The sequence below is a fragment of the Aeromonas allosaccharophila genome (genome assembly GCF_000819685.1).
GTDB lineage: Bacteria > Pseudomonadota > Gammaproteobacteria > Enterobacterales > Aeromonadaceae > Aeromonas > Aeromonas allosaccharophila.
Genome location: NZ_CDBR01000105.1, coordinates 67,683 through 85,131 on the forward strand (window position 1 = coordinate 67,683; position 17,449 = coordinate 85,131).

Annotated in this window: 14 protein-coding genes, 5 tRNA genes and 1 riboswitch; of the genes, 17 read left to right on the plus strand and 2 right to left on the minus strand. The window is 60.1% G+C overall.

Going from position 1 to position 17,449, the window contains the following annotated elements; all coding sequences use genetic code 11:
* Positions 1 to 33: 33 nt before the first annotated feature.
* From BN1115_RS18910 to BN1115_RS18990, 16 genes are all read left to right on the plus strand, one after another.
* Positions 34 to 921, plus strand: a complete 888-nt coding sequence (locus BN1115_RS18910; RefSeq protein ID WP_042658377.1) for a MerR family transcriptional regulator — start codon at positions 34 to 36, stop codon at positions 919 to 921.
* Positions 918 to 2,339, plus strand: coding sequence for a deoxyribodipyrimidine photo-lyase (gene phrB, locus BN1115_RS18915; RefSeq protein WP_042658378.1), 1,422 nt, complete (start codon positions 918 to 920; stop codon positions 2,337 to 2,339). The genes BN1115_RS18910 and phrB overlap by 4 nt, the downstream gene beginning before the upstream one ends.
* Position 2,340: 1 nt before the next feature.
* Positions 2,341 to 2,769, plus strand: coding sequence for a nuclear transport factor 2 family protein (locus BN1115_RS18920; protein WP_042658379.1), 429 nt, complete (start codon positions 2,341 to 2,343; stop codon positions 2,767 to 2,769).
* Complete coding sequence (locus BN1115_RS18925; RefSeq protein WP_042658380.1) at positions 2,766 to 3,500, plus strand: SDR family NAD(P)-dependent oxidoreductase; 735 nt, start codon at positions 2,766 to 2,768, stop codon at positions 3,498 to 3,500. The genes BN1115_RS18920 and BN1115_RS18925 overlap by 4 nt, the downstream gene beginning before the upstream one ends.
* On the plus strand, positions 3,497 to 4,756 hold the full coding sequence (locus BN1115_RS18930; protein ID WP_042658381.1) for an NAD(P)/FAD-dependent oxidoreductase: 1,260 nt from the start codon (positions 3,497 to 3,499) through the stop codon (positions 4,754 to 4,756). Before BN1115_RS18925 ends, BN1115_RS18930 begins: the two co-directional genes overlap by 4 nt.
* A complete protein-coding gene (locus BN1115_RS18935) occupies positions 4,753 to 5,535 on the plus strand; it encodes a DUF1365 domain-containing protein (protein WP_042658382.1) in 783 nt (260 codons plus the stop codon). The genes BN1115_RS18930 and BN1115_RS18935 overlap by 4 nt, the downstream gene beginning before the upstream one ends.
* Positions 5,535 to 6,791 (plus strand): SAM-dependent methyltransferase, encoded by a 1,257-nt coding sequence (locus BN1115_RS18940; protein WP_042658383.1) that lies wholly within the window; start codon positions 5,535 to 5,537, stop codon positions 6,789 to 6,791. The genes BN1115_RS18935 and BN1115_RS18940 overlap by 1 nt, the downstream gene beginning before the upstream one ends.
* A 2-nt stretch (positions 6,792 to 6,793) precedes the next feature.
* On the plus strand, positions 6,794 to 7,270 hold the full coding sequence (locus tag BN1115_RS18945; protein WP_042658384.1) for a DUF2878 domain-containing protein: 477 nt from the start codon (positions 6,794 to 6,796) through the stop codon (positions 7,268 to 7,270).
* Positions 7,270 to 7,488, plus strand: coding sequence for a TIGR02450 family Trp-rich protein (locus BN1115_RS18950; protein WP_042058497.1), 219 nt, complete (start codon positions 7,270 to 7,272; stop codon positions 7,486 to 7,488). Before BN1115_RS18945 ends, BN1115_RS18950 begins: the two co-directional genes overlap by 1 nt.
* Positions 7,445 to 7,987, plus strand: coding sequence for a chalcone isomerase family protein (locus BN1115_RS18955; protein WP_042658385.1), 543 nt, complete (start codon positions 7,445 to 7,447; stop codon positions 7,985 to 7,987). The genes BN1115_RS18950 and BN1115_RS18955 overlap by 44 nt, the downstream gene beginning before the upstream one ends.
* A gap of 14 nt (positions 7,988 to 8,001) precedes the next feature.
* Positions 8,002 to 8,541: a DUF3833 domain-containing protein gene (locus BN1115_RS18960; RefSeq protein ID WP_042658386.1), complete on the plus strand. Its 540-nt coding sequence runs from the start codon at positions 8,002 to 8,004 to the stop codon at positions 8,539 to 8,541.
* A 990-nt stretch (positions 8,542 to 9,531) separates the two neighbouring features.
* Positions 9,532 to 9,607: transfer RNA gene (locus BN1115_RS18970), tRNA-Ala, on the plus strand.
* 28 nt (positions 9,608 to 9,635) lie between these two features.
* Positions 9,636 to 9,711, plus strand: a tRNA-Ala gene (locus tag BN1115_RS18975).
* 63 nt (positions 9,712 to 9,774) lie between these two features.
* Positions 9,775 to 9,850 (plus strand) — tRNA-Ala (locus tag BN1115_RS18980).
* A gap of 48 nt (positions 9,851 to 9,898) precedes the next feature.
* Positions 9,899 to 9,974: transfer RNA gene (locus BN1115_RS18985), tRNA-Ala, on the plus strand.
* Between the two features lie 34 nt (positions 9,975 to 10,008).
* Positions 10,009 to 10,084, plus strand: a tRNA-Ala gene (locus BN1115_RS18990).
* Positions 10,085 to 10,230: 146 nt separating this feature from the next.
* Here BN1115_RS18990 and BN1115_RS18995 read toward each other — a convergent pair.
* The gene (locus tag BN1115_RS18995; RefSeq protein WP_042658388.1) at positions 10,231 to 11,568 is read right to left on the minus strand and encodes an IS4 family transposase; all 1,338 of its coding nucleotides are present in this window, start codon (positions 11,566 to 11,568) and stop codon (positions 10,231 to 10,233) included.
* A 128-nt stretch (positions 11,569 to 11,696) separates the two neighbouring features.
* Positions 11,697 to 13,853 (minus strand): ExeM/NucH family extracellular endonuclease, encoded by a 2,157-nt coding sequence (locus tag BN1115_RS19000; protein WP_042658389.1) that lies wholly within the window; start codon positions 13,851 to 13,853, stop codon positions 11,697 to 11,699.
* A gap of 294 nt (positions 13,854 to 14,147) precedes the next feature.
* Positions 14,148 to 14,230, plus strand: a riboswitch (cyclic di-GMP riboswitch).
* 115 nt (positions 14,231 to 14,345) lie between these two features.
* On the opposite strand from BN1115_RS19000, the gene BN1115_RS19005 reads away from it, so the two are divergent.
* On the plus strand, positions 14,346 to 17,375 hold the full coding sequence (locus BN1115_RS19005) for a glycosyl hydrolase family 18 protein (protein WP_050070540.1): 3,030 nt from the start codon (positions 14,346 to 14,348) through the stop codon (positions 17,373 to 17,375).
* Positions 17,376 to 17,449: the final 74 nt, after the last annotated feature.

Here is a 17,449-nt window from a genome sequence, read left to right on the forward strand (position 1 = left end):
GGGCACTTCACCCTTCTGTTTGATGGACGTTGTATGTCTGATTTATCGCAAGAAGTTGCACCTCTCGCTGATGAGGGGATCTACCCCATTCGCGAGGTTTCCCGCCTCACCGGCGTCAACGCCGTGACCCTGCGCGCCTGGCAGCGCCGCTACGGTCTGGTGCAACCGGCCCGCACCGAAAAGGGCCACCGCCTCTACAGCGAGCAGGATATCCGCCAGATCGGCGAGATCCTGAGCTGGCTGGAGCGGGGAGTGAGTATCGGGCAGGTGAAGGGGCTCTTGAGCGAACCTCACGCCGAGCCGGTGAGCGATCACTGGCAACAGACTCTGGAGCAGTTCAGTCAGGCGCTGCTCGCCTTCAATCAGCGCAAGGCGGAGGCCGAGCTCAACGACCTGCTGGCGAGCTACCCGTTCGAGCTGGTGCGCAGCCGGGTGCTGCAACCGCTGGTGGAGCGACTGCTCGGGCTGTGGCGCGAGCGGCCCGATGGCGAGCTGCTGCAACAGGTGTGGCTGGGCTGGCTCCATACCCGTTTCGCCCGTCACCTCATCGAGCAGGAGAAGGGGATGCCGATCACGTTGGCGAGCTGGGGACAGGTCGGCCCCCTCGATCTGGTGTGGGCCGCCTACGAGCTGATCGGTCAGGGCTATGAGGTGCAACTGCTGGGTGCGGTGGAGCCGCGCCATGCCAGCCTGCTGGAAGGGCGCGCCGTCACCCCCTGGCTGGTATTGCTGGGGGCTGGGCTTGGCAAGCAGGAGCTGGCCGCCGGGTGGCCTGCTGGCACGCGCCTGTTTGGCGAGCTGGGACGCCTCTACGATAGCGAGTGGCTTAGCGCCCAGGGCTGGCAGGCGAGCCTCGCCGAGCTGATGGCAGAAGCTCCTGCTGCGGCTGGCACCAGCGGACGCGGGAGGAAAAAATCATGAAATTGGTCTGGTTGCGCAACGATCTGCGCCTTGCCGACAACCCGGCTTTGCGGCATGCCTGCGCCGGTGATGAGCCGGTCGCCGCGCTCTTTATCGTCTCCCCCACCCAGTGGCGGCTGCACAAGATGGCCCCCATCCGCCAGCGCTTTATGTTGGCGCAGATGGATGAATTGGGCCGTGAGCTGGCTGCGCTCGGCATCCCGCTCCATCTGCTGCGCGTGGAGACCTTTGCCGAGGTGCCCGCTGCGTTGGCTGATTTAAGCCGAGAGCAGGGGGTGACCCAGCTCTACGCCAATCAGGCTATCGAGCTCGATGAGCAGCGTCGCGACCACGCTGTCACTGCCGCGCTGGCTGAGCAGGCGGTGAGCTGTCACTGGCTTAATGGCTGCTGCGTGTTGCCGCTGGGGCGGGTGCTGACCGGGTCGGGGGAGATGTTCAAGGTCTTTACCCCTTTCAGCCGTGCCTGGCTCAAGGCCCTCGATGAAGATGGCTTCGTCATTCATCGCGCTCCTGCGCCCCGTGGCGAGCCCTTGCCGTGGCAGCCGCTGGCCGAACGGGCGTGGGTAGATGAGGCGCTCGGCGAGCTGACGGCTGATCCGCGCTGGCCGGTGGGGGAGGCGGAGGCAAGCCGCCGTCTGAATGACTTTCTGGAGCAGGCGGTGCTCGATTATGGCGAGACTCGGGATTTTCCTGCCATTCCGGGCACGTCCGTACTCTCCCCCTATCTGGCGGCGGGCATCATCAGCCCCCGCCAGTGCGTGGCGGCGCTCCAGCAGCGGCTTGGCTATCGGCCCCAGTCCAAGGCCCAGCCCGGTTTTGTCTGGCTCAATGAGCTCATCTGGCGCGAGTTTTATCGCCACCTGCTGGTGCTGATCCCGACCCTCTCCATGAATCGCCCCTTCAAGCCCGAGACGGTGGCGCTGCCGTGGAGCTGGGACCCGGATGCCTTTACCGCTTGGTGCGAGGGCCGTACCGGCTACCCCATTGTCGATGCGGCGATGCGTTGTCTCAACGCCACCGGCTGGATGCACAACCGGCTGCGGATGATAGTGGCGAGCTTTCTCACCAAGGATCTCCACATCCACTGGCGGCTCGGGGAGGACTACTTCATGAGTCAGCTGATTGATGGCGATCTGGCTGCCAACAACGGCGGCTGGCAGTGGGCGGCGGGCACCGGCGCCGACGCGGCGCCCTATTTCCGGGTGTTCAACCCCACCACTCAGGGGCAACGATTTGATCCACAAGGGGAGTTTATCCGTACCTGGGTAACTGAACTGGCCGATATTCCCGCCGCGTATGTGCATCAGCCCCACGACTGGCTGCGACTCAAGGGGCGACAGGATTATCCGGCACCCATGGTGGATCACGCCGTTGCACGGGTGAGAGCCATCGAGATGTTTCGCTCTCTGGAGAAATAGGATGAACGAGCCGCTGGCCCGCTTTATTGGCCTCTATCAGCAATTGGACAAACAGCAGTTGCACCGCTTGCCCGAGGTCTATGCCGAACAGGTGGTCTTTACCGACCCGGCCCACCGCATCGAGGGGCTGGCGGCCCTTGGCGACTATTTTGCCGCCCTCTATCAGCGTCTCGCCTACTGCCGTTTCGTCATCACCAGTCAGCAGCAGCAAGGGCAGCAGGCCTGGCTCGGCTGGACCATGACCTTCTCTCACCCCAGATTGCGTGGTGGTGAGCCGGTGACGGTGGAGGGGGCCACCCGCCTCGAGTTCGATGAGGCGGGCAAGGTATGCCAGCACCGGGACTATTTTGACCTGGGCGCCATGCTCTACGAGCAGTTGCCGCTGCTCGGGCCCGTGGTGCGCGCTATCAAGGGGAGGCTCGGCGCATGAGCGGCCGGGTGCTTATCACCGGGGCAACCTCCGGCATCGGCCGCCAGTTGGCGCTGGATTACCGGCGAGCCGGCTGGCAGGTGTGGGGTTGTGGTCGCGATGGCGAACGGCTGCAGGAGTTGGGGCTTCATGGCGTCACGCCGCTGCAGTTCGATGCCCGGGATCTGGCCGCAATGAACGGGATAGCCGCTACGCTGCCGCCGCTGGATCTGCTGATCCTCAACGCAGGCAACTGCGAGTACATGGATGTAGCCGAGGGGTTTGACAGCGAGCTGTTTGCCCGTGTCATCGAAACTAACCTGACCGCCACCGGTCATGCGTTGGCCGCCTTCTTGCCGCTGCTCGCGGCGGGATCACGGCTGGCCATCGTCAGCTCATCGGTGAGCTGGCTGCCGCTGCCGCGAGCCGAGGCCTATGGCGCCTCCAAGGCGGCCCTCGACTATCTGGCGGATACCTTGCGCCTGGATTTGGCCAGCAAAGGGATCGGGGTGACCCTGATCCGCCCCGGCTTTGTCCAGACGCCGCTGACCGCCAAAAATGATTTTCCCATGCCCTGTCTGGTGACGGTGGAGCAGGCCTCCCGCGCCATCATGGACGGGCTGACCGCTGGTCGTCACCAGATCTACTTTCCCCGCCGTTTCATCTGGTTGCTGCGCCTGCTTGGTGCGCTGCCGGTGGGGCTCTGGCTGCGCCTTGGCCGCGCACTCGTATCGAAAGGAAGCCATTCATGAAGAAAAAGATCGCCATCGTCGGTTCAGGGATCTCGGGGCTCACCGCCGGTTTTCTGCTCCACAAACTCCATGACATCACCCTGTTTGAGGCGGCGCCGACCCTGGGCGGTCACACCGCCACCGTCGATGTGGATCTGGCTGGCCGCAGCTATGCCATCGACACCGGTTTTATCGTTTTCAACGATCGCACCTACCCCAACTTCTTGAAGTTGCTGGCACGGATCGGCATGGCGCGCCAACCGGCCGAGATGAGCTTCTCGGTGAAGAGCCCGGAAGGGCTGGAGTACAACGGCCACAACCTCGATACCCTGTTTGCCCAGCGCAGCAATCTGCTGAGTCCGCGCTTCTACGGCTTCGTCGCCGAGATCTTGCGATTCAACCGGGAGGCGCGGGCCTGGCTGGCGGATAGTCAACATCAGGATGCAGGCCCCGAGCTGACCCTGGGGGACTTTCTGTTGGCGGGGGAATTTAGCGACTACTTCGCCCGCCACTACATCTTGCCGATGGGGGCGGCGATCTGGTCATCGACCCTGGCCGATATGCGCGCCTTCCCCCTTGACTTCTTCCTGCGCTTTTTTGCCAACCACGGCCTGCTCGATGTGGCCAATCGCCCCCAGTGGTACGTGATCCCGGGTGGCTCGCGGGAATATATTGGCCCCCTTACGGCGGGCTGGCAGTCGCAGATCCGCCTCGCCTGTCCGGTGCAGAGCGTGCGGCGGGACGCGGACGGCGTGGTGATCCAGAGCAGTTACGGCGAGGAGCGGTTTGACGAGGTGATCTTCGCCTGCCACAGCGATCAGGCGCTGGCGCTGCTGGCGGATCCCGGCGAGCGGGAGCAGGCTATTCTCGGCGACATGCCCTATCAGGCCAACGATGTCTGGCTCCATACCGATGCGCGCTGCCTGCCTACCCGTCGCAAGGCATGGGCCAGCTGGAACTATCAGCTCGATGGCAACGACGAGGCGCGGCCGCTGGTTAGCTACAACATGAACATCCTGCAGGGGGTGAACTCGCCGGAGCCCTTCTGCGTCAGCCTTAACCCAAAGGGCAAGGTGGATGAGAGCAAGGTGCTGCGCCGCTTCGTCTACCACCATCCGGTGTTCAATCAGGCATCCATCGCCGCCCAGCAGCGCCGTGCGGAGATCTGCGGCCAGCAGCACACCCACTTCTGTGGCGCCTACTGGTACAACGGCTTCCATGAGGATGGGGTGCGCAGCGCGCTGGATGTCGCCAGGCGCTTCGGGGCCGAGCTATGAACGGCGCCACCATGGCCACTGAACATGAGCGTGCCGATGAACTGGCTGGTGTTACCAGCGCCATCTGGCAGGGCTCGGTGCGCCACCGCCGTTTTGCACCGCGGGCCCACGCCTTCTCCTACAGCCTCTTTATGCTGGGACTGGATCTCGACGAGCTGCCGCAGCTCGATCAGGGGCGCTGGTTCGGGGTTGAGAAGGCGGGGCTGCTCTCGTTTCACCGCCATGACTATCTCAAGGGGAGTGAGGGAAGCCTCAAGCAGGCGGTGTGGCAGAAGGTTAGCGAGCTGGGTGGCGATGCCGACCCCGAGGGGCGGGTACTGCTGCTCGGCAATGTGCGCTGTTTGGGATTCTACTTCAGCCCGGTCAACTTCTACTTCTGCTACCGACAAGGAGAAGCCCGCTATCTGCTGGCGGAGGTGTCGAACACCCCCTGGAACGAGCGTCACTACTACCTGCTGGATCTGGCAGCGTTGGCGCCCCATGACAAGGATTTTCACGTCTCCCCGTTTATGGGGCTGGCGATGCGTTATCACTGGCGGATCAGGCCGCCCGCGCAGGAGACACTGATCCATATCGAGAGTCATCCCGTATCCGGTGAGGCCAAGCTGTTTGACGCCACCCTGGCGCTCACGCGCAATCCCTTGTCACGCAAGGGACTGGTGGCTCTGCTGGCCCGCTGGCCCTGGATGACCATGAAGGTGCTGCTCGGGATCTACTGGCAGGCCCTGCGTCTTTTTATCAAACGAACACCGATATTTACCCATCCGGAGAGCCGCTAATGGAACTTGCTCAATCAACCCTCTCAGCCTCATTCATCGATAAAAGTGCAAGGCAATTGCTGCTCAAACTGCTGGGTCGCCTCGAACATGGCCAGCTGCTGCTGTGGGATGGTGGTGAGCGCCACAGCTTTGGCGTCGCGGGCACCGCTCTGCATGCCGAACTGGTGGTGCAGGATCCGGCCTTCTATCGCCGCCTGTTGCTGGGGGGCAGCATTGCCGCCGGAGAAACCTGGGTGGAGGGGCTCTGGACCAGCCCGGATCCGGTGGCGCTGGTGCGGCTGCTGGCTCGCAACCTGACCCTGCTCGACTCCCTCGAGCGACGCCTCGGCTGGCTCAGTTTCCCCTTCAACAAGGTGCGCCACTGGCTCAATCGCAATACCCTGACCGGTTCGCGCTCCAACATCGCCGCCCACTACGATCTCGGCAATACCCTCTATCAGGGTTTTCTCGACAGCCATATGCAGTACTCGAGCGCCATCTATCCGAACGCCGAGGCCACGCTGGAAGAGGGGCAGCAGGCCAAACTGCGCACCATCTGCGAGCGGCTGGAACTGGGGCCTGACGATCATCTGCTGGAGATCGGCACCGGCTGGGGCGGTCTCGCCGTCTATGCCGCCCGCCACTACGGCTGCCGGGTGACTACCACCACCATCTCCCGAGCCCAGCATGACTATGCCAAGGAGTGGATTGCGCGGGAGGGGCTGGGGGAGCGCATCACCTTGCTGCTGGAGGATTACCGCAAGCTGGAGGGCACCTATGACAAGCTGGTCTCCATCGAGATGATCGAGGCGGTGGGTCACGCCTTCCTGCCCGACTATTTCCGCCAGTTGTCACGGCTGCTCAAGCCCGGTGGTCGCCTGCTCATCCAGGCCATCACCATCGCCGATCAGCGCCATGCGCAGTATCTGCGCGGGGTTGATTTTATCCAGCGCTACATCTTCCCCGGTGGCTGCCTGCCCAGCGTCTCCCAGATGGCGGGGTTGCTGGCGCGGGAGACCGACATGCAGCTGGTACGGTTGCACGATCACGGCCACCACTATGCCCGCACGTTGGCTCACTGGTGCGAGCGCTTTCTGGCGCTGGCGCCTGAGCTACCCAAGCTCGGTTACAGCCAGGATTTCATCCGGTTGTGGCACTTCTACTTCGCCTATTGCGAGGGGGGATTCTGGGAGCGCAGCATCAGTCTGGTACAGCTGGAGGCCGCCAAGCCGGGCCCCGCTGGCTGGTCGGGTGATGTGCCAGTAAGCGGTCACTGACCATGTGGCAGTGGGCTCACCTGCTGGGGTTCAACCTCTACTGGTTGCTGGCGGTGAAGTGGCAGCAGCCGGGCCCGCTGCTGGCAATGTTGCTGCTGCACTTTCTCTTCTCGCCCAGCCGCCTGCGTGACTGGCGGCTGCTCCCCATCGCGGTTGCTGGCTGTCTGCTGGATGTGCTGCTCTGGCAGCTCGGCTTGTTCCGGTTTCCTTCCGGTTTTCCCCTCTGGCTGGTGCTGCTCTGGCTCGGTTTTGCCCTGACGCTGGGTCACGGCATGCGCTGGCTGCTGCGCTTGCCCCGCTGGCAGCAGGCGCTGTTTGGCGTGTTTGGCGGTGCCTCCTCCTATGTGGCGGGGGCCGCCATGGGGGCGGTACACTTACCTTGGGGCATCTGGATCAGCACGGCGCTGCTGGCAGTGATCTGGATGTGGTGGTTGCCCGTACTCCTGTGGGTAATGGTCAAGCTGGAGGGTGAGTCATGATGAACGCCTTTTCGACCGACTCGTTGCTTTTTTCCAAATGGACCAAAGAAAGCCAGCACGAGCTCGCTGAGCGCTTCTATCTGGTGGTTGCATGCCAGCGGAACGCGAAAGGGGAGCTGATGCAGGTGGTGATGCAGGATATCAACACCCTGCAGGAACAGGAGATGGACTGGCATGAACTGGAAGACCCCAACCACTGGCATATGGGGTGGAATTAACCCGCTACTGCTGGCATTTACGCTCTTTGCAGCAACCGCAGTGCAGGCTTCTGCCGCCCCCTGGCAGCAGCTGCGCCCGGTCGGGCAGGGGGAGATGAACTGGCTCTGGTTCAAGCTCTACGATGCCACCCTCTACAGTGCGAGCGGGCACTATCAGCCCGGTCACTATCCACAGGCTCTGACCCTCACCTATGCCAGATCCATCGAGCGGGAAGATCTGCTGAGCGCTACTGCCGCCGAGTGGCAGCGGCTCGGTCTTGGCTCTGATGCCGAGCGTCAGCACTGGCTCGGCCAGCTCGCCGCACTCTGGCCCGATGTGCAGGCAGGCGACCAGCTCACCTTCTATGTCGACAAGGGGGGGGCAGGCCACTTCTGGTGGCAGGAGAATCCGCTTGGCACCCTGGCCGATCCGCAATTCTCGGCTGCCTTCCTCGCCATCTGGCTGGCTGACAACAGCCGCGATCCCGCCCTGACCCGTCGCCTGCGTGGCCAACCCTGAACATGGAGTGTCTGATGTCTTTCTATCGAGCATACCGCTGGTTGCTGCTGCTCCCCTTTTTGCTGCTGAGCGGCTGTGGTGCCAGTCTAGATGACTATCGGGGGCAGGGGCCTAACTGGGATCTCGCCCGTTTCTTCAACGGCAAGCTGGTGGCTCACGGCCTGGTGACTGACCGCAGCGGCGAAGTGACCAGTCGCTTTCGGGTCGAGATGGTGGGGCGCTGGCAGAGTGGTAAGGGGGAGCTGTTCGAGCAGTTCTACTTTGACGATGGTCGCCAGCAGACCCGTACCTGGTATCTGAGCAAGGGCGCTGATGGTCACTGGCGCGGTACTGCTTCCGATGTGGTGGGGGAGGCGGTGGGTAAAACCCAAGGGTTTGCCCTCAACTGGCGTTACCAGCTCGATCTGGCGCTGCCGGATGGCGAAGTGGTGCGGGTGAGCTTCGATGACTGGATGTATCTGCTGGATGAGGATCGCCTGATCAACCGCGCTGCTATCAGCAAGTTCGGCATCCATCTGGGGGAGGTGATCCTCTATATCGAACGTCAGCCCTGACCGCAGTAGCAAGATAACGCCCAGTAAAAAGCGCGCCGATGGCGTAATGCCGATCAGTTAAGGATCCATTGACCGATCCTCCTGATGTGTAAAAATCCGAAACCTATTGATTGGTTTCGAATTAATGTGATGGTCAGCCGGACCCACAGCCCTGCAGGCCAACGCTTGCTGGGCTGTTTGTTTTTTTAACCACGAAATATCTAGAAAACTAGGAGCGATTCAGAGTGAAAAAAACCAATAAAAACAATGCCACTCAGGCTTAACTGACTGGCATTGTGGCCTACGGGCCCCATTGTTGTTTGGTGGAGTTCAGGTGTGGCCGAGGTATTGCTCTGGCCGGGACAGGACAGCACCTGATGGCGCTGCGACAGGATGTGTGTGATGTGGTTTTATTACTGTTATTGGTGAAAAACTTTCACGGCTCATTTGCCGTAGCGGAAGTAGTATTCACGGGTGGATGGTGCATAGGCATCTTTCTCTACAATGCCGCTCTTGGTGGTTGCGCCCTTGAGGCGGAACAGGACTGCCAGATTCTCAAACATGGTTTACCTCATCGCTCTGTCATTTATGGTTATGGTGTGTGACCTGGGTCACGGTTTGATCCTATGGCCATTTGTGAGCTGGATCAACTTTTTGTGTTGTAAATTTACCAAAATCATGGAAAGGGTTTTCAAATGCAAAGCTCTTTATGGAAAGGCTTTCCCGGGGTGACGGGGGAGAAGCTGAATACCAGCCAGTAAAAGAGGCCCGCGAGCGAGAGTCTTATATAGAGAAGGGAGCATGCCTGATGACTTGCGCGTTATCGGGGTTTGAGCCGATTTATGACATAAAACAGAGAGATAGCGTGCTCCTTGCTGGTAAAAACAGCGAACTGCTGCAATTTTGACTAAACGAATCAATCGCAGTTATTTTAGGGTTGACAGCAAAGCGGGTGATGCCTATCATGCGCCTCCGTTGCCGGAGATAACTTCGTCAGCGCCGAGGTGAGTTGGGGTTATAGCTCAGCTGGGAGAGCGCTTGCATGGCATGCAAGAGGTCCGCGGTTCGATCCCGCGTAGCTCCACCAAATTCTCCTCGAACAATCTGGAATCAAAGGGGTTATAGCTCAGCTGGGAGAGCGCTTGCATGGCATGCAAGAGGTCCGCGGTTCGATCCCGCGTAGCTCCACCAGGTTCATGATTGAAATGAAGTGCCCAGGGCAGTGCGGTGTGTATCACCCAGGCCGACCTTTGTGGGGTTATAGCTCAGCTGGGAGAGCGCTTGCATGGCATGCAAGAGGTCCGCGGTTCGATCCCGCGTAGCTCCACCACTATTTAGGATGAATGGCCGCCAGAACCATTTATTCAGTACCGAATTTGGGGCTATAGCTCAGCTGGGAGAGCGCCTGCTTTGCACGCAGGAGGTCTGCGGTTCGATCCCGCGTAGCTCCACCAAATTCAGAATGACTGCAGGTCATTCACACAACTCGGGGTTATAGCTCAGCTGGGAGAGCGCTTGCATGGCATGCAAGAGGTCCGCGGTTCGATCCCGCGTAGCTCCACCAAATTCTTGTTACAAGAAGCAAAAAGGCCACCGCATCGCGGTGGCCTTTTTGTTTGCTCCCGCATTCATTTTCCCCATATTCCTGTGCTTTTCATGTGTAAATCCATTGCTCCAACGAAAAAGCCCGCGGGTCTCGCGCAATGCTGTTCACTTAAGCGGAGCCGCATTGCGATCTACCGGAAAACGGGTCTTTGATATCTTCACTGCCCTGGGTCTCGATGGCCTGGGGCGTTTTTCTATGAACATGACGCCTATGCAGCCCCGCAACTCCGCCAACCTTCGTGGCGTATGTGCTGGCGATAGCGCGCCCGCCATCACTGCCATCTGGTTCGCGATGAACTGACAGGCAAACTTGAAGCTCACCTCATTGGGCGCTCGCTGATGGGCTACGGCGGCCTGGCTCGCCTCCCGCCTGACCAGATTGTATCCAAGCAGCAATCCCCACAGCTCCTGATAAACCAAGTCCACTTTCTTGCTTCTCAGCGTGATGGCGTTGTGCTGCATCGCGCTTTTGATATCCCGGTATCCCAGCTCGATTTCCCAGCGCTCGTGGTACAGGGTCGCCACCTGAGCTGCGCTGAATCGCGCCACGGGCAGGGAGGTAAAGACCGTTTTCTCCTTGCCTGCCACCTCATAGGTCACTGCGCGAACTTGCCAGTGCGTCGGTAACTCGGGGTTTTTCTTGCGAGCCTGAGGCGAGACCGTCATTTGCAACAGACGGTCACCGTCGCCATAGCGCTCAAGTTCCGTGTATACCAGCCCCTTGCGTTCCGAGATGAGCCAGTGACGGTCGGTGTCTTCGGCCTGAATACGCAGCAACAGGTCGGCACCGAAGAAACCTTTATCCAGCAGGGTTACCGAATTGTCCGGCAATGAGTGAATGAACTCGCTGGCCAGGGGGATTTCCCCTTTGCGGTACGGGCTGATGGCCGCGTTGGCAATGACATGCGAGCGGACATTCATGAGCGTGACCAACCGCAGCATCGGGTAGGGTGTCTGCCGGTTGGTTGAGGTGTTACCCGAGCCGAAATGCGCCCTGAGTTCAGGCATATCCTGGGTACGGAACAGGGCTCCATCGATGGCAAAGACCTGTAAACCGTGCCACTGGTCTTCAGGATAACGTTCCCGTCCCCACACATCGGCACACTGCTTGAACAGCCACTCGAGCGGCTGTTTACCGAGTCGCTGACGGGCTTGAGACAGGGCACTGTCCGCGAGCAAGGCGTCATTGGCCAACCCTTCTGCACAGATATTGAGGCGCCGAGCGACCTCGGAGATGGGCTCATTACGGAAAAAGGCCATCCCCACGACGAGCCACAAGACCATATCAGAAGGTAAGCGGCGTCGGCAGATAGTGGCCTTTTCAGACAAGGCGGCAGCGGCACGGAGCCATTCGTCGGGTATATGGTCGGCAAAAATGGCCAGCCGAGCCAGCATGTCGCCAGATGTCTCAATAACGTCGTTCAGGTCGTTTGCAATAGACATAAAAAATCCGGAACCAGTGATTGGTTCCGGATTGTCCTACAGCAGAAGGATCGGTCAATGGATCCTTAACTGATCAGCATTGTGCGGGTCTCGCGGGCTTTGGTTGCACTATTCAGATGCGCCTGTGGTTAACGGCGACGTCGCCAGGCCAGCGGCAACAGGGCCAGCAGGCCCAGTCCCAGCGCACCACCACCGGATGAGGTGTCCGGTTTGGTGGCATCGCTCTCCAGTCGCAGGTCGACGATGATGGGATCATGGTCGGAGGCGCTGAAGGGGTTGTCAGACTTGAGCAGTGCGTCGGTGTATTTAGCTGCGTACTCGAACTGGCTGCTTTCGAAGGAGTTGATGTGCCAGTCGGAGATACCTGCCACCTTGCTGGCCAGCATCGGGTTGGCGAGGGCATAGTCCAGGGTGCCCAGCTCCCCTTCGTAGCTGTAGGAGATGGCCTTCTCCTTGTTGAATTTGACATTCAGGTCGATCAGGCCGTAGCTGCGAGTCACTTCGCGACCGAGCGGTTCATAGGACTGCTCACCGATAAAGGTGTGGGAGGCCGATACGATCTTCCGTTCGCTGGTGGCCGGGTTGTAGTCGGTCAGCACCCGGATCGGATCTTCCTTGGCGTAGGAGTTGAAGTCGCCAACCAGCAGTACCTGGCCCGGCAGTTTGCTGACTGCTTCACCCAGCACCTTGGCGGCGGAGACCCGGAACTCAGTGCACTTGCCCTGCAGGTCGGCCGGTTCTGTCTTGCCATCGCCATTTTCGTAGCAGCCTGACCCCTTGGATTTGAGGTGGTTGACCACCACCGTCAGCGGCTCCTTGCTCTTGTTGACGGTGAAGGTCTGAATCAGCGAGTCGCGCTGACCGGCTGTCTTGTCTATACCATCCGTGGTGTAGCGCTGCTCCGGCAGCTTGATGACGCTGGCATCCCCGCTGGGGGTGAGCAGGGCAGGACGGTAGATCATCGCCACCATGATGGCGTCACCGCCGAAGAACTTGTCGTCGGTGAGGGCACTTACCGGCAGACGTACATAGGCGTAGTGTCTGCTCGCATCCTTCTGCTGTTCGTTGAGGCGGGTCACCAGGTTATGGATAGCGGAGTTGTCGCCAAAGCCGTTATTTTCCATCTCCATCAGGCCGAGCAGATCGGCGTCCATCTCGGTGATGGCGTTGGCTATTTTGGTGCGCTGCTTCTCGAAGGCTATCAGTGTTTTGGCGCCACGGTTACAGTCATCCTTGTATGTTCCTTGACAGGTGTTATTAAGATCTCCACCAATCTCAGGCGCACTGGTGAAGTAGTTGAGTACGTTAAAGCTGGCGATCCGCAGGTTGCTGCCCGGTGTACGAGCGGGGGCGGTCAGCTGGCGATCATCTTCCGGAGTGCGCAGCAAATTGGCGACCCCGATAGTGACATCGTTGGGTACCATCAGGCGGAAAGCGTCCTTGTTGTAGATAATAGTCCCTTCCAGGCCATTTAACTGATCACCTATACGCAGATAACCCTGATCGGCATCCAGCGCCGGGAACCAGGGCAGGGCGCCATTTTGTACTTTGAAATCAGACTCGACCACCAGACGGTTGTTGCTGTTCTTGCCGGCCAGTGTGACGGCATCTGCGCTGTTGGCTATATGGAGTTGGGTTGGCTTGATGAGCGGCGCCTTATGGGAGAGCTCCATGTTGGTGCGGAACACCTTGTAGTCGAAGCTAAAGTTGCGGGTCAGGTGCAAGTCACTGCTGCTGTCAAGACGTACCCGCATCCCCTCATGGCGATTGAGGGCTTGTTTCAGGCTTTCATCGTCATTGACTTTGAGCACGCTTACCGGCACGTTCTTGTCCTGCCTGAGGACCTGGATCCGGGGCGCAGTACCATCCCACTTCAGCTTGAGCTGAGTGCCGCCCAAGAACTCCTCGACCTGGGCTTCCAGGCAGAGCTCAGCTCCCGGCTTGATGTCGGCATATTTGGTCGCGAAGTCCTTGTCGCTGAGATAGACGAAGATGCCATCCGAGGTGGCCGGGTTGCCATCTCCCACAGGGTCAGTCAGATAGAAACCCTTGGTCAGACTTTGGCCCACAGTGGTAACAACACCCTTGACGTGGAAAGAGCCTGGGCTGACAGCCCCGGTGGCCGTTGAGGTGGTGGCCAGCGCGCTGGCGGAGCCTGTGCCCTGAATGGTCGGGATGGGAGTGAGTTGAGCCGGATCGGACGGACAGACAAATGCCGCATGGGCACCAGAGGATGCAAGTGCCAGCCCCACGGCCAGCGACAGCAGGGTACGAGTACCTTTCATAGGTGTTCCTTTTTTATTTTTGCCAGTGATTCCATAGCCTTGGCTCGTAGACCAAGGGCGCGCATTGTCACATTTCTGGCATGTCGTACCAGTGAGCAAACGCACATTAAGCGAATCTGGGAAGGTGCGGAAAAGCGTTTTTTATGATCCCTGTAACAGTATGATTTTTTTGATAAATCAATCAATTCTAACCCTGTGCTCATGACGCTGTCGTGGTAGGGGATAATTCTCTTTGAGAATAAAGATTGAGGGGGGAGTGTTGCCTTTCTATACTGGGCTCGTTCCTCACGGAACCCAGGTAAAGGGCAAACCGGCAGTGATGCCGGGGCGCAATGCCTCCGGTCTGGATCATGGATCCAGATAGCGGGGTTTCCCTGGGTGAGGGTGGTTTTTGTGGCAGGTCCATTGCCAGTTGTCTGCGCCCATCACGCAGGTTGCGATTGTTCTTTGCCTTGGTGAACCATGCCAAGACAAAACAAGGAAGATAACAATATGCAACAGCTCTTCAGACCCAGCAGGCTTGCCATGCTGGTCGCCCTTGCGGCTGCGCCCGCCTGGGCTCAGGCCGCTTATCCCGCCTATAAATCCGGCACTGCCTACAAGGCTGGCGATATCGTCAGCAACGTCGGCGCCCTCTACGAGTGCAAAGAATTTCCCTATTCAGGCTGGTGCGGAGCATCCCCCTATCACTATGAGCCGGGTGTCGGCGTGGTCTGGGCCGATGCCTGGAAGCTCTATGGCGGCGAAGTGCCCCCTCCGGCGCTCGGCGTGGCCGTCAGCTCACCGGCTACCGGTGCCAGTTTCAATGAAGGCGCCAGCGTGGCGTTGGCAGTGACCCTGAGCGGCCCGGTGACGGCGCTGGTCAAAGTTGAATACCTTGTCGATGGCAAGCTGGTCGCCACGGCGAACGCTTCGCCCTGGAATGCCAGCTGGAGTGCCGCCGGTGTGGGGGCCCATGTCCTCAAAGCGCGCGCGCTGGATAAGGATGGCAAGCTGCTGAGCGAGGCAGATTCCAGCTTCAGCGTCGCCGCCGTGGCAGCGCCAGAGGCGCCCAAGGCGAGCATCAGCAGTCCGGCCAATGGCGCCAAGGTGACGCTGGGTCGAAGTGTGGCGGTGAGTGGCAATGTCACCGATGCCAACAACGATGTGGCCAAAGTCGAGCTCTATGTCGATGGCAAGAAGGTGGGCGAAGATACCACTGCCCCCTGGCAGGTGAACTGGACGCCGGATGCCAAAGGCAGTGCCGCCCTCAAGCTGGTGGCCACAGACAAGACCAATCTGAGCGGCGAGTCGGCGGCGGTGACCGTCACTGTCGAGGAAGCCGCGCTGCCGCCCGATGGCGGTAACCTCTCCTGTGATATCCGCCAGATCTACCGTCCGGATGGCTACGAGTGCATGGGGGATGACCATGCCCGCCGGGTCATCGGCTACTTCACCTCCTGGCGCACCGGCAAGAATGGCCTGCCCGCCTATCTGGTGAGCGATATTCCGTGGAACAAGATCACCCACATCAACTACGCCTTCGCGGCGGTGGATGAACAGAGCCATCAGGTCAAGGTGGACGACGCTGCCACCAAGATGACCTGGGATGGTGTGCCGGGTGCCGAGATGGATCCTGAATTTGCCTACAAGGGCCACTTCAACCTGCTGTCGAAGTACAAGAAGCAGTATCCGGATGTGAAGACCCTCATCTCCGTCGGGGGCTGGGCCGATACGCGGGGCTTCTACACCGCCACCACCAAGGGTGACTGCTCGGTCAATACTGCCGGTATCAACACCCTGGCTGACTCGGCGGTGAGCTTTATCCGCCAGTACGGCTTTGACGGGGTCGATATCGACTACGAATACCCCACCTCGATGAAGGATGCGGGCAACCCCAACGATTTCCCGCTCTCCAACCAGTGCCGGGCCAAGCTGTTTGCCAACTACGAGGTGCTGATGAAGACCTTGCGGGCGCGGCTCGACAACGCCGGTAACGAAGATGGCCGCAAGTACATGCTGACCATCGCCTCACCGGCCTCGGCCTATCTGCTGCGCGGGATGGAGAATTTCCAGGTCACCCAGTACCTCGATTACGTCAACCTGATGACCTATGACTTCCACGGTGCCTGGAACCACTTTGTCGGCCACAACGCGGCGCTGTTTGACAACAATGCCGATCCCGAACTCTCCCACTGGGGCGTCTATACCCAGGCCCAGTTTGGCGGCATCGGTTACCTCAACGCCGCCTGGTCTGCCCACTACTTCCGCGGTGCGCTGGCGGCCGGCAAGATCAACGTCGGTGTGCCCTATTACACCCGCGGTTGGCAGGGGGTGAGCGGTGGCAGTCACGGGTTGGGTGGCAAGGCGGCCTTGCCGAGTCAGAGTGATTGTCAGCCGGGCACCGGTGGCAGCACGATTCCGTGCGGCAACGGGGCGGTCGGCATCGACAACATCTGGCATGATCTCGACAAGAACGGCAAGGAGATCGGCGGTGGCGCCGTTCCCATGTGGCATGCCAAGAACCTGGAGAATGCGGCCAGCCTTGGCATTACCACGCTGCCGAGCTACGGCACCGCCTGGGGTCTGGATCCCAACAACCCGGCTCACGTGATGCAGGGCAAGTATGTGCGTTACTACGATGACAAGGCCCACGCGCCCTGGTTGTGGAACGAAGAGAAGAAGGTGTTCCTCTCTACCGAAGATGAAGAGTCCATGGGTCACAAGCTGGATTACATCATCAAGCGCGGTCTGGGGGGCGTGATGTTCTGGGAGATGGCGGGCGACTACGCCTTCGATCCGGCCAAGAACGAGTACGGGATGGGCAGCACCCTGACCACTCTTGCCTACGACAAGTTTGCCAAGGCAACCCCGTACAACACCAAGCAGAATGATCTGGCCGCGCCGAGCGCCCAGCTCGACATCCAGGTCAGCCTCTCCGGCTTCAAGGAAGGGGACTCCAACTACCCGATCAACCCGAAACTCAAGCTGGTCAACAAGTCGACCCAGACCATTCCGGGCGGCGCGCGCATCGAGTTTCTGGTGCCCACCTCCACCTCTGACACCATCACGGATCAGAGTGGCATGGGGCTGAAAGTGGTGGAGAGTGGTGGCAACGACAACTCGGAAGGCATAGCCAACGAGAAGGACTTCCACAAGGTCGCCATGAACCTGCCGGGCTGGCAGACCCTGGCACCGGGGGCCGAGATTGAAGTCGCGATGACCTACTATCTGCCTGCCGCTGGCGTGCCGAGCGGGATGCGGATCATCAGCGGCAGCCAGACCATCGGTCTCAAGGCCGAGTTCCCGACCCTGCCGGAGGCCGTGCTGGGCTCGGGGGGCGGCGAGAATCCGGGTACCAGCTGCAGCAGCCAGAACGTCAATCCGACGGCTTACAAGGCCTATCCGAGCTGGCCGCAGGGGGATCATGCCAATGGCGGCGATCGCATTACCCATAACAAGGTGGTGTGGCAGGCGAACTGGTGGACCAGCAGTGAGCCCAAGGCAACCGATGGCAGCTGGAAATCCGTATGTAGCTATTGATTTTAAAATCAATGAGATAAGTGAGGCTTAGGCCTCACTTTTTTTGTCTGATTGGTCGCTCTGGTTGAAAATGC

What these genes read in the sequence shown, in the direction of transcription:
- BN1115_RS18910 (WP_042658377.1), top strand. Translation starts at nt 34, where the DNA reads ATGTCTGATTTATCGCAAGAAGTTGCACCTCTCGCTGATGAGGGGATC.
- phrB (WP_042658378.1), top strand. Translation starts at nt 918, where the DNA reads ATGAAATTGGTCTGGTTGCGCAACGATCTGCGCCTTGCCGACAACCCG.
- BN1115_RS18920 (WP_042658379.1), top strand. Translation starts at nt 2,341, where the DNA reads ATGAACGAGCCGCTGGCCCGCTTTATTGGCCTCTATCAGCAATTGGAC.
- BN1115_RS18925 (WP_042658380.1), top strand. Translation starts at nt 2,766, where the DNA reads ATGAGCGGCCGGGTGCTTATCACCGGGGCAACCTCCGGCATCGGCCGC.
- BN1115_RS18930 (WP_042658381.1), top strand. Translation starts at nt 3,497, where the DNA reads ATGAAGAAAAAGATCGCCATCGTCGGTTCAGGGATCTCGGGGCTCACC.
- BN1115_RS18935 (WP_042658382.1), top strand. Translation starts at nt 4,753, where the DNA reads ATGAACGGCGCCACCATGGCCACTGAACATGAGCGTGCCGATGAACTG.
- BN1115_RS18940 (WP_042658383.1), top strand. Translation starts at nt 5,535, where the DNA reads ATGGAACTTGCTCAATCAACCCTCTCAGCCTCATTCATCGATAAAAGT.
- BN1115_RS18945 (WP_042658384.1), top strand. Translation starts at nt 6,794, where the DNA reads ATGTGGCAGTGGGCTCACCTGCTGGGGTTCAACCTCTACTGGTTGCTG.
- BN1115_RS18950 (WP_042058497.1), top strand. Translation starts at nt 7,270, where the DNA reads ATGAACGCCTTTTCGACCGACTCGTTGCTTTTTTCCAAATGGACCAAA.
- BN1115_RS18955 (WP_042658385.1), top strand. Translation starts at nt 7,445, where the DNA reads ATGAACTGGAAGACCCCAACCACTGGCATATGGGGTGGAATTAACCCG.
- BN1115_RS18960 (WP_042658386.1), top strand. Translation starts at nt 8,002, where the DNA reads ATGTCTTTCTATCGAGCATACCGCTGGTTGCTGCTGCTCCCCTTTTTG.
- BN1115_RS18995 (WP_042658388.1), bottom strand. Translation starts at nt 11,568, where the DNA reads ATGTCTATTGCAAACGACCTGAACGACGTTATTGAGACATCTGGCGAC.
- BN1115_RS19000 (WP_042658389.1), bottom strand. Translation starts at nt 13,853, where the DNA reads ATGAAAGGTACTCGTACCCTGCTGTCGCTGGCCGTGGGGCTGGCACTT.
- BN1115_RS19005 (WP_050070540.1), top strand. Translation starts at nt 14,346, where the DNA reads ATGCAACAGCTCTTCAGACCCAGCAGGCTTGCCATGCTGGTCGCCCTT.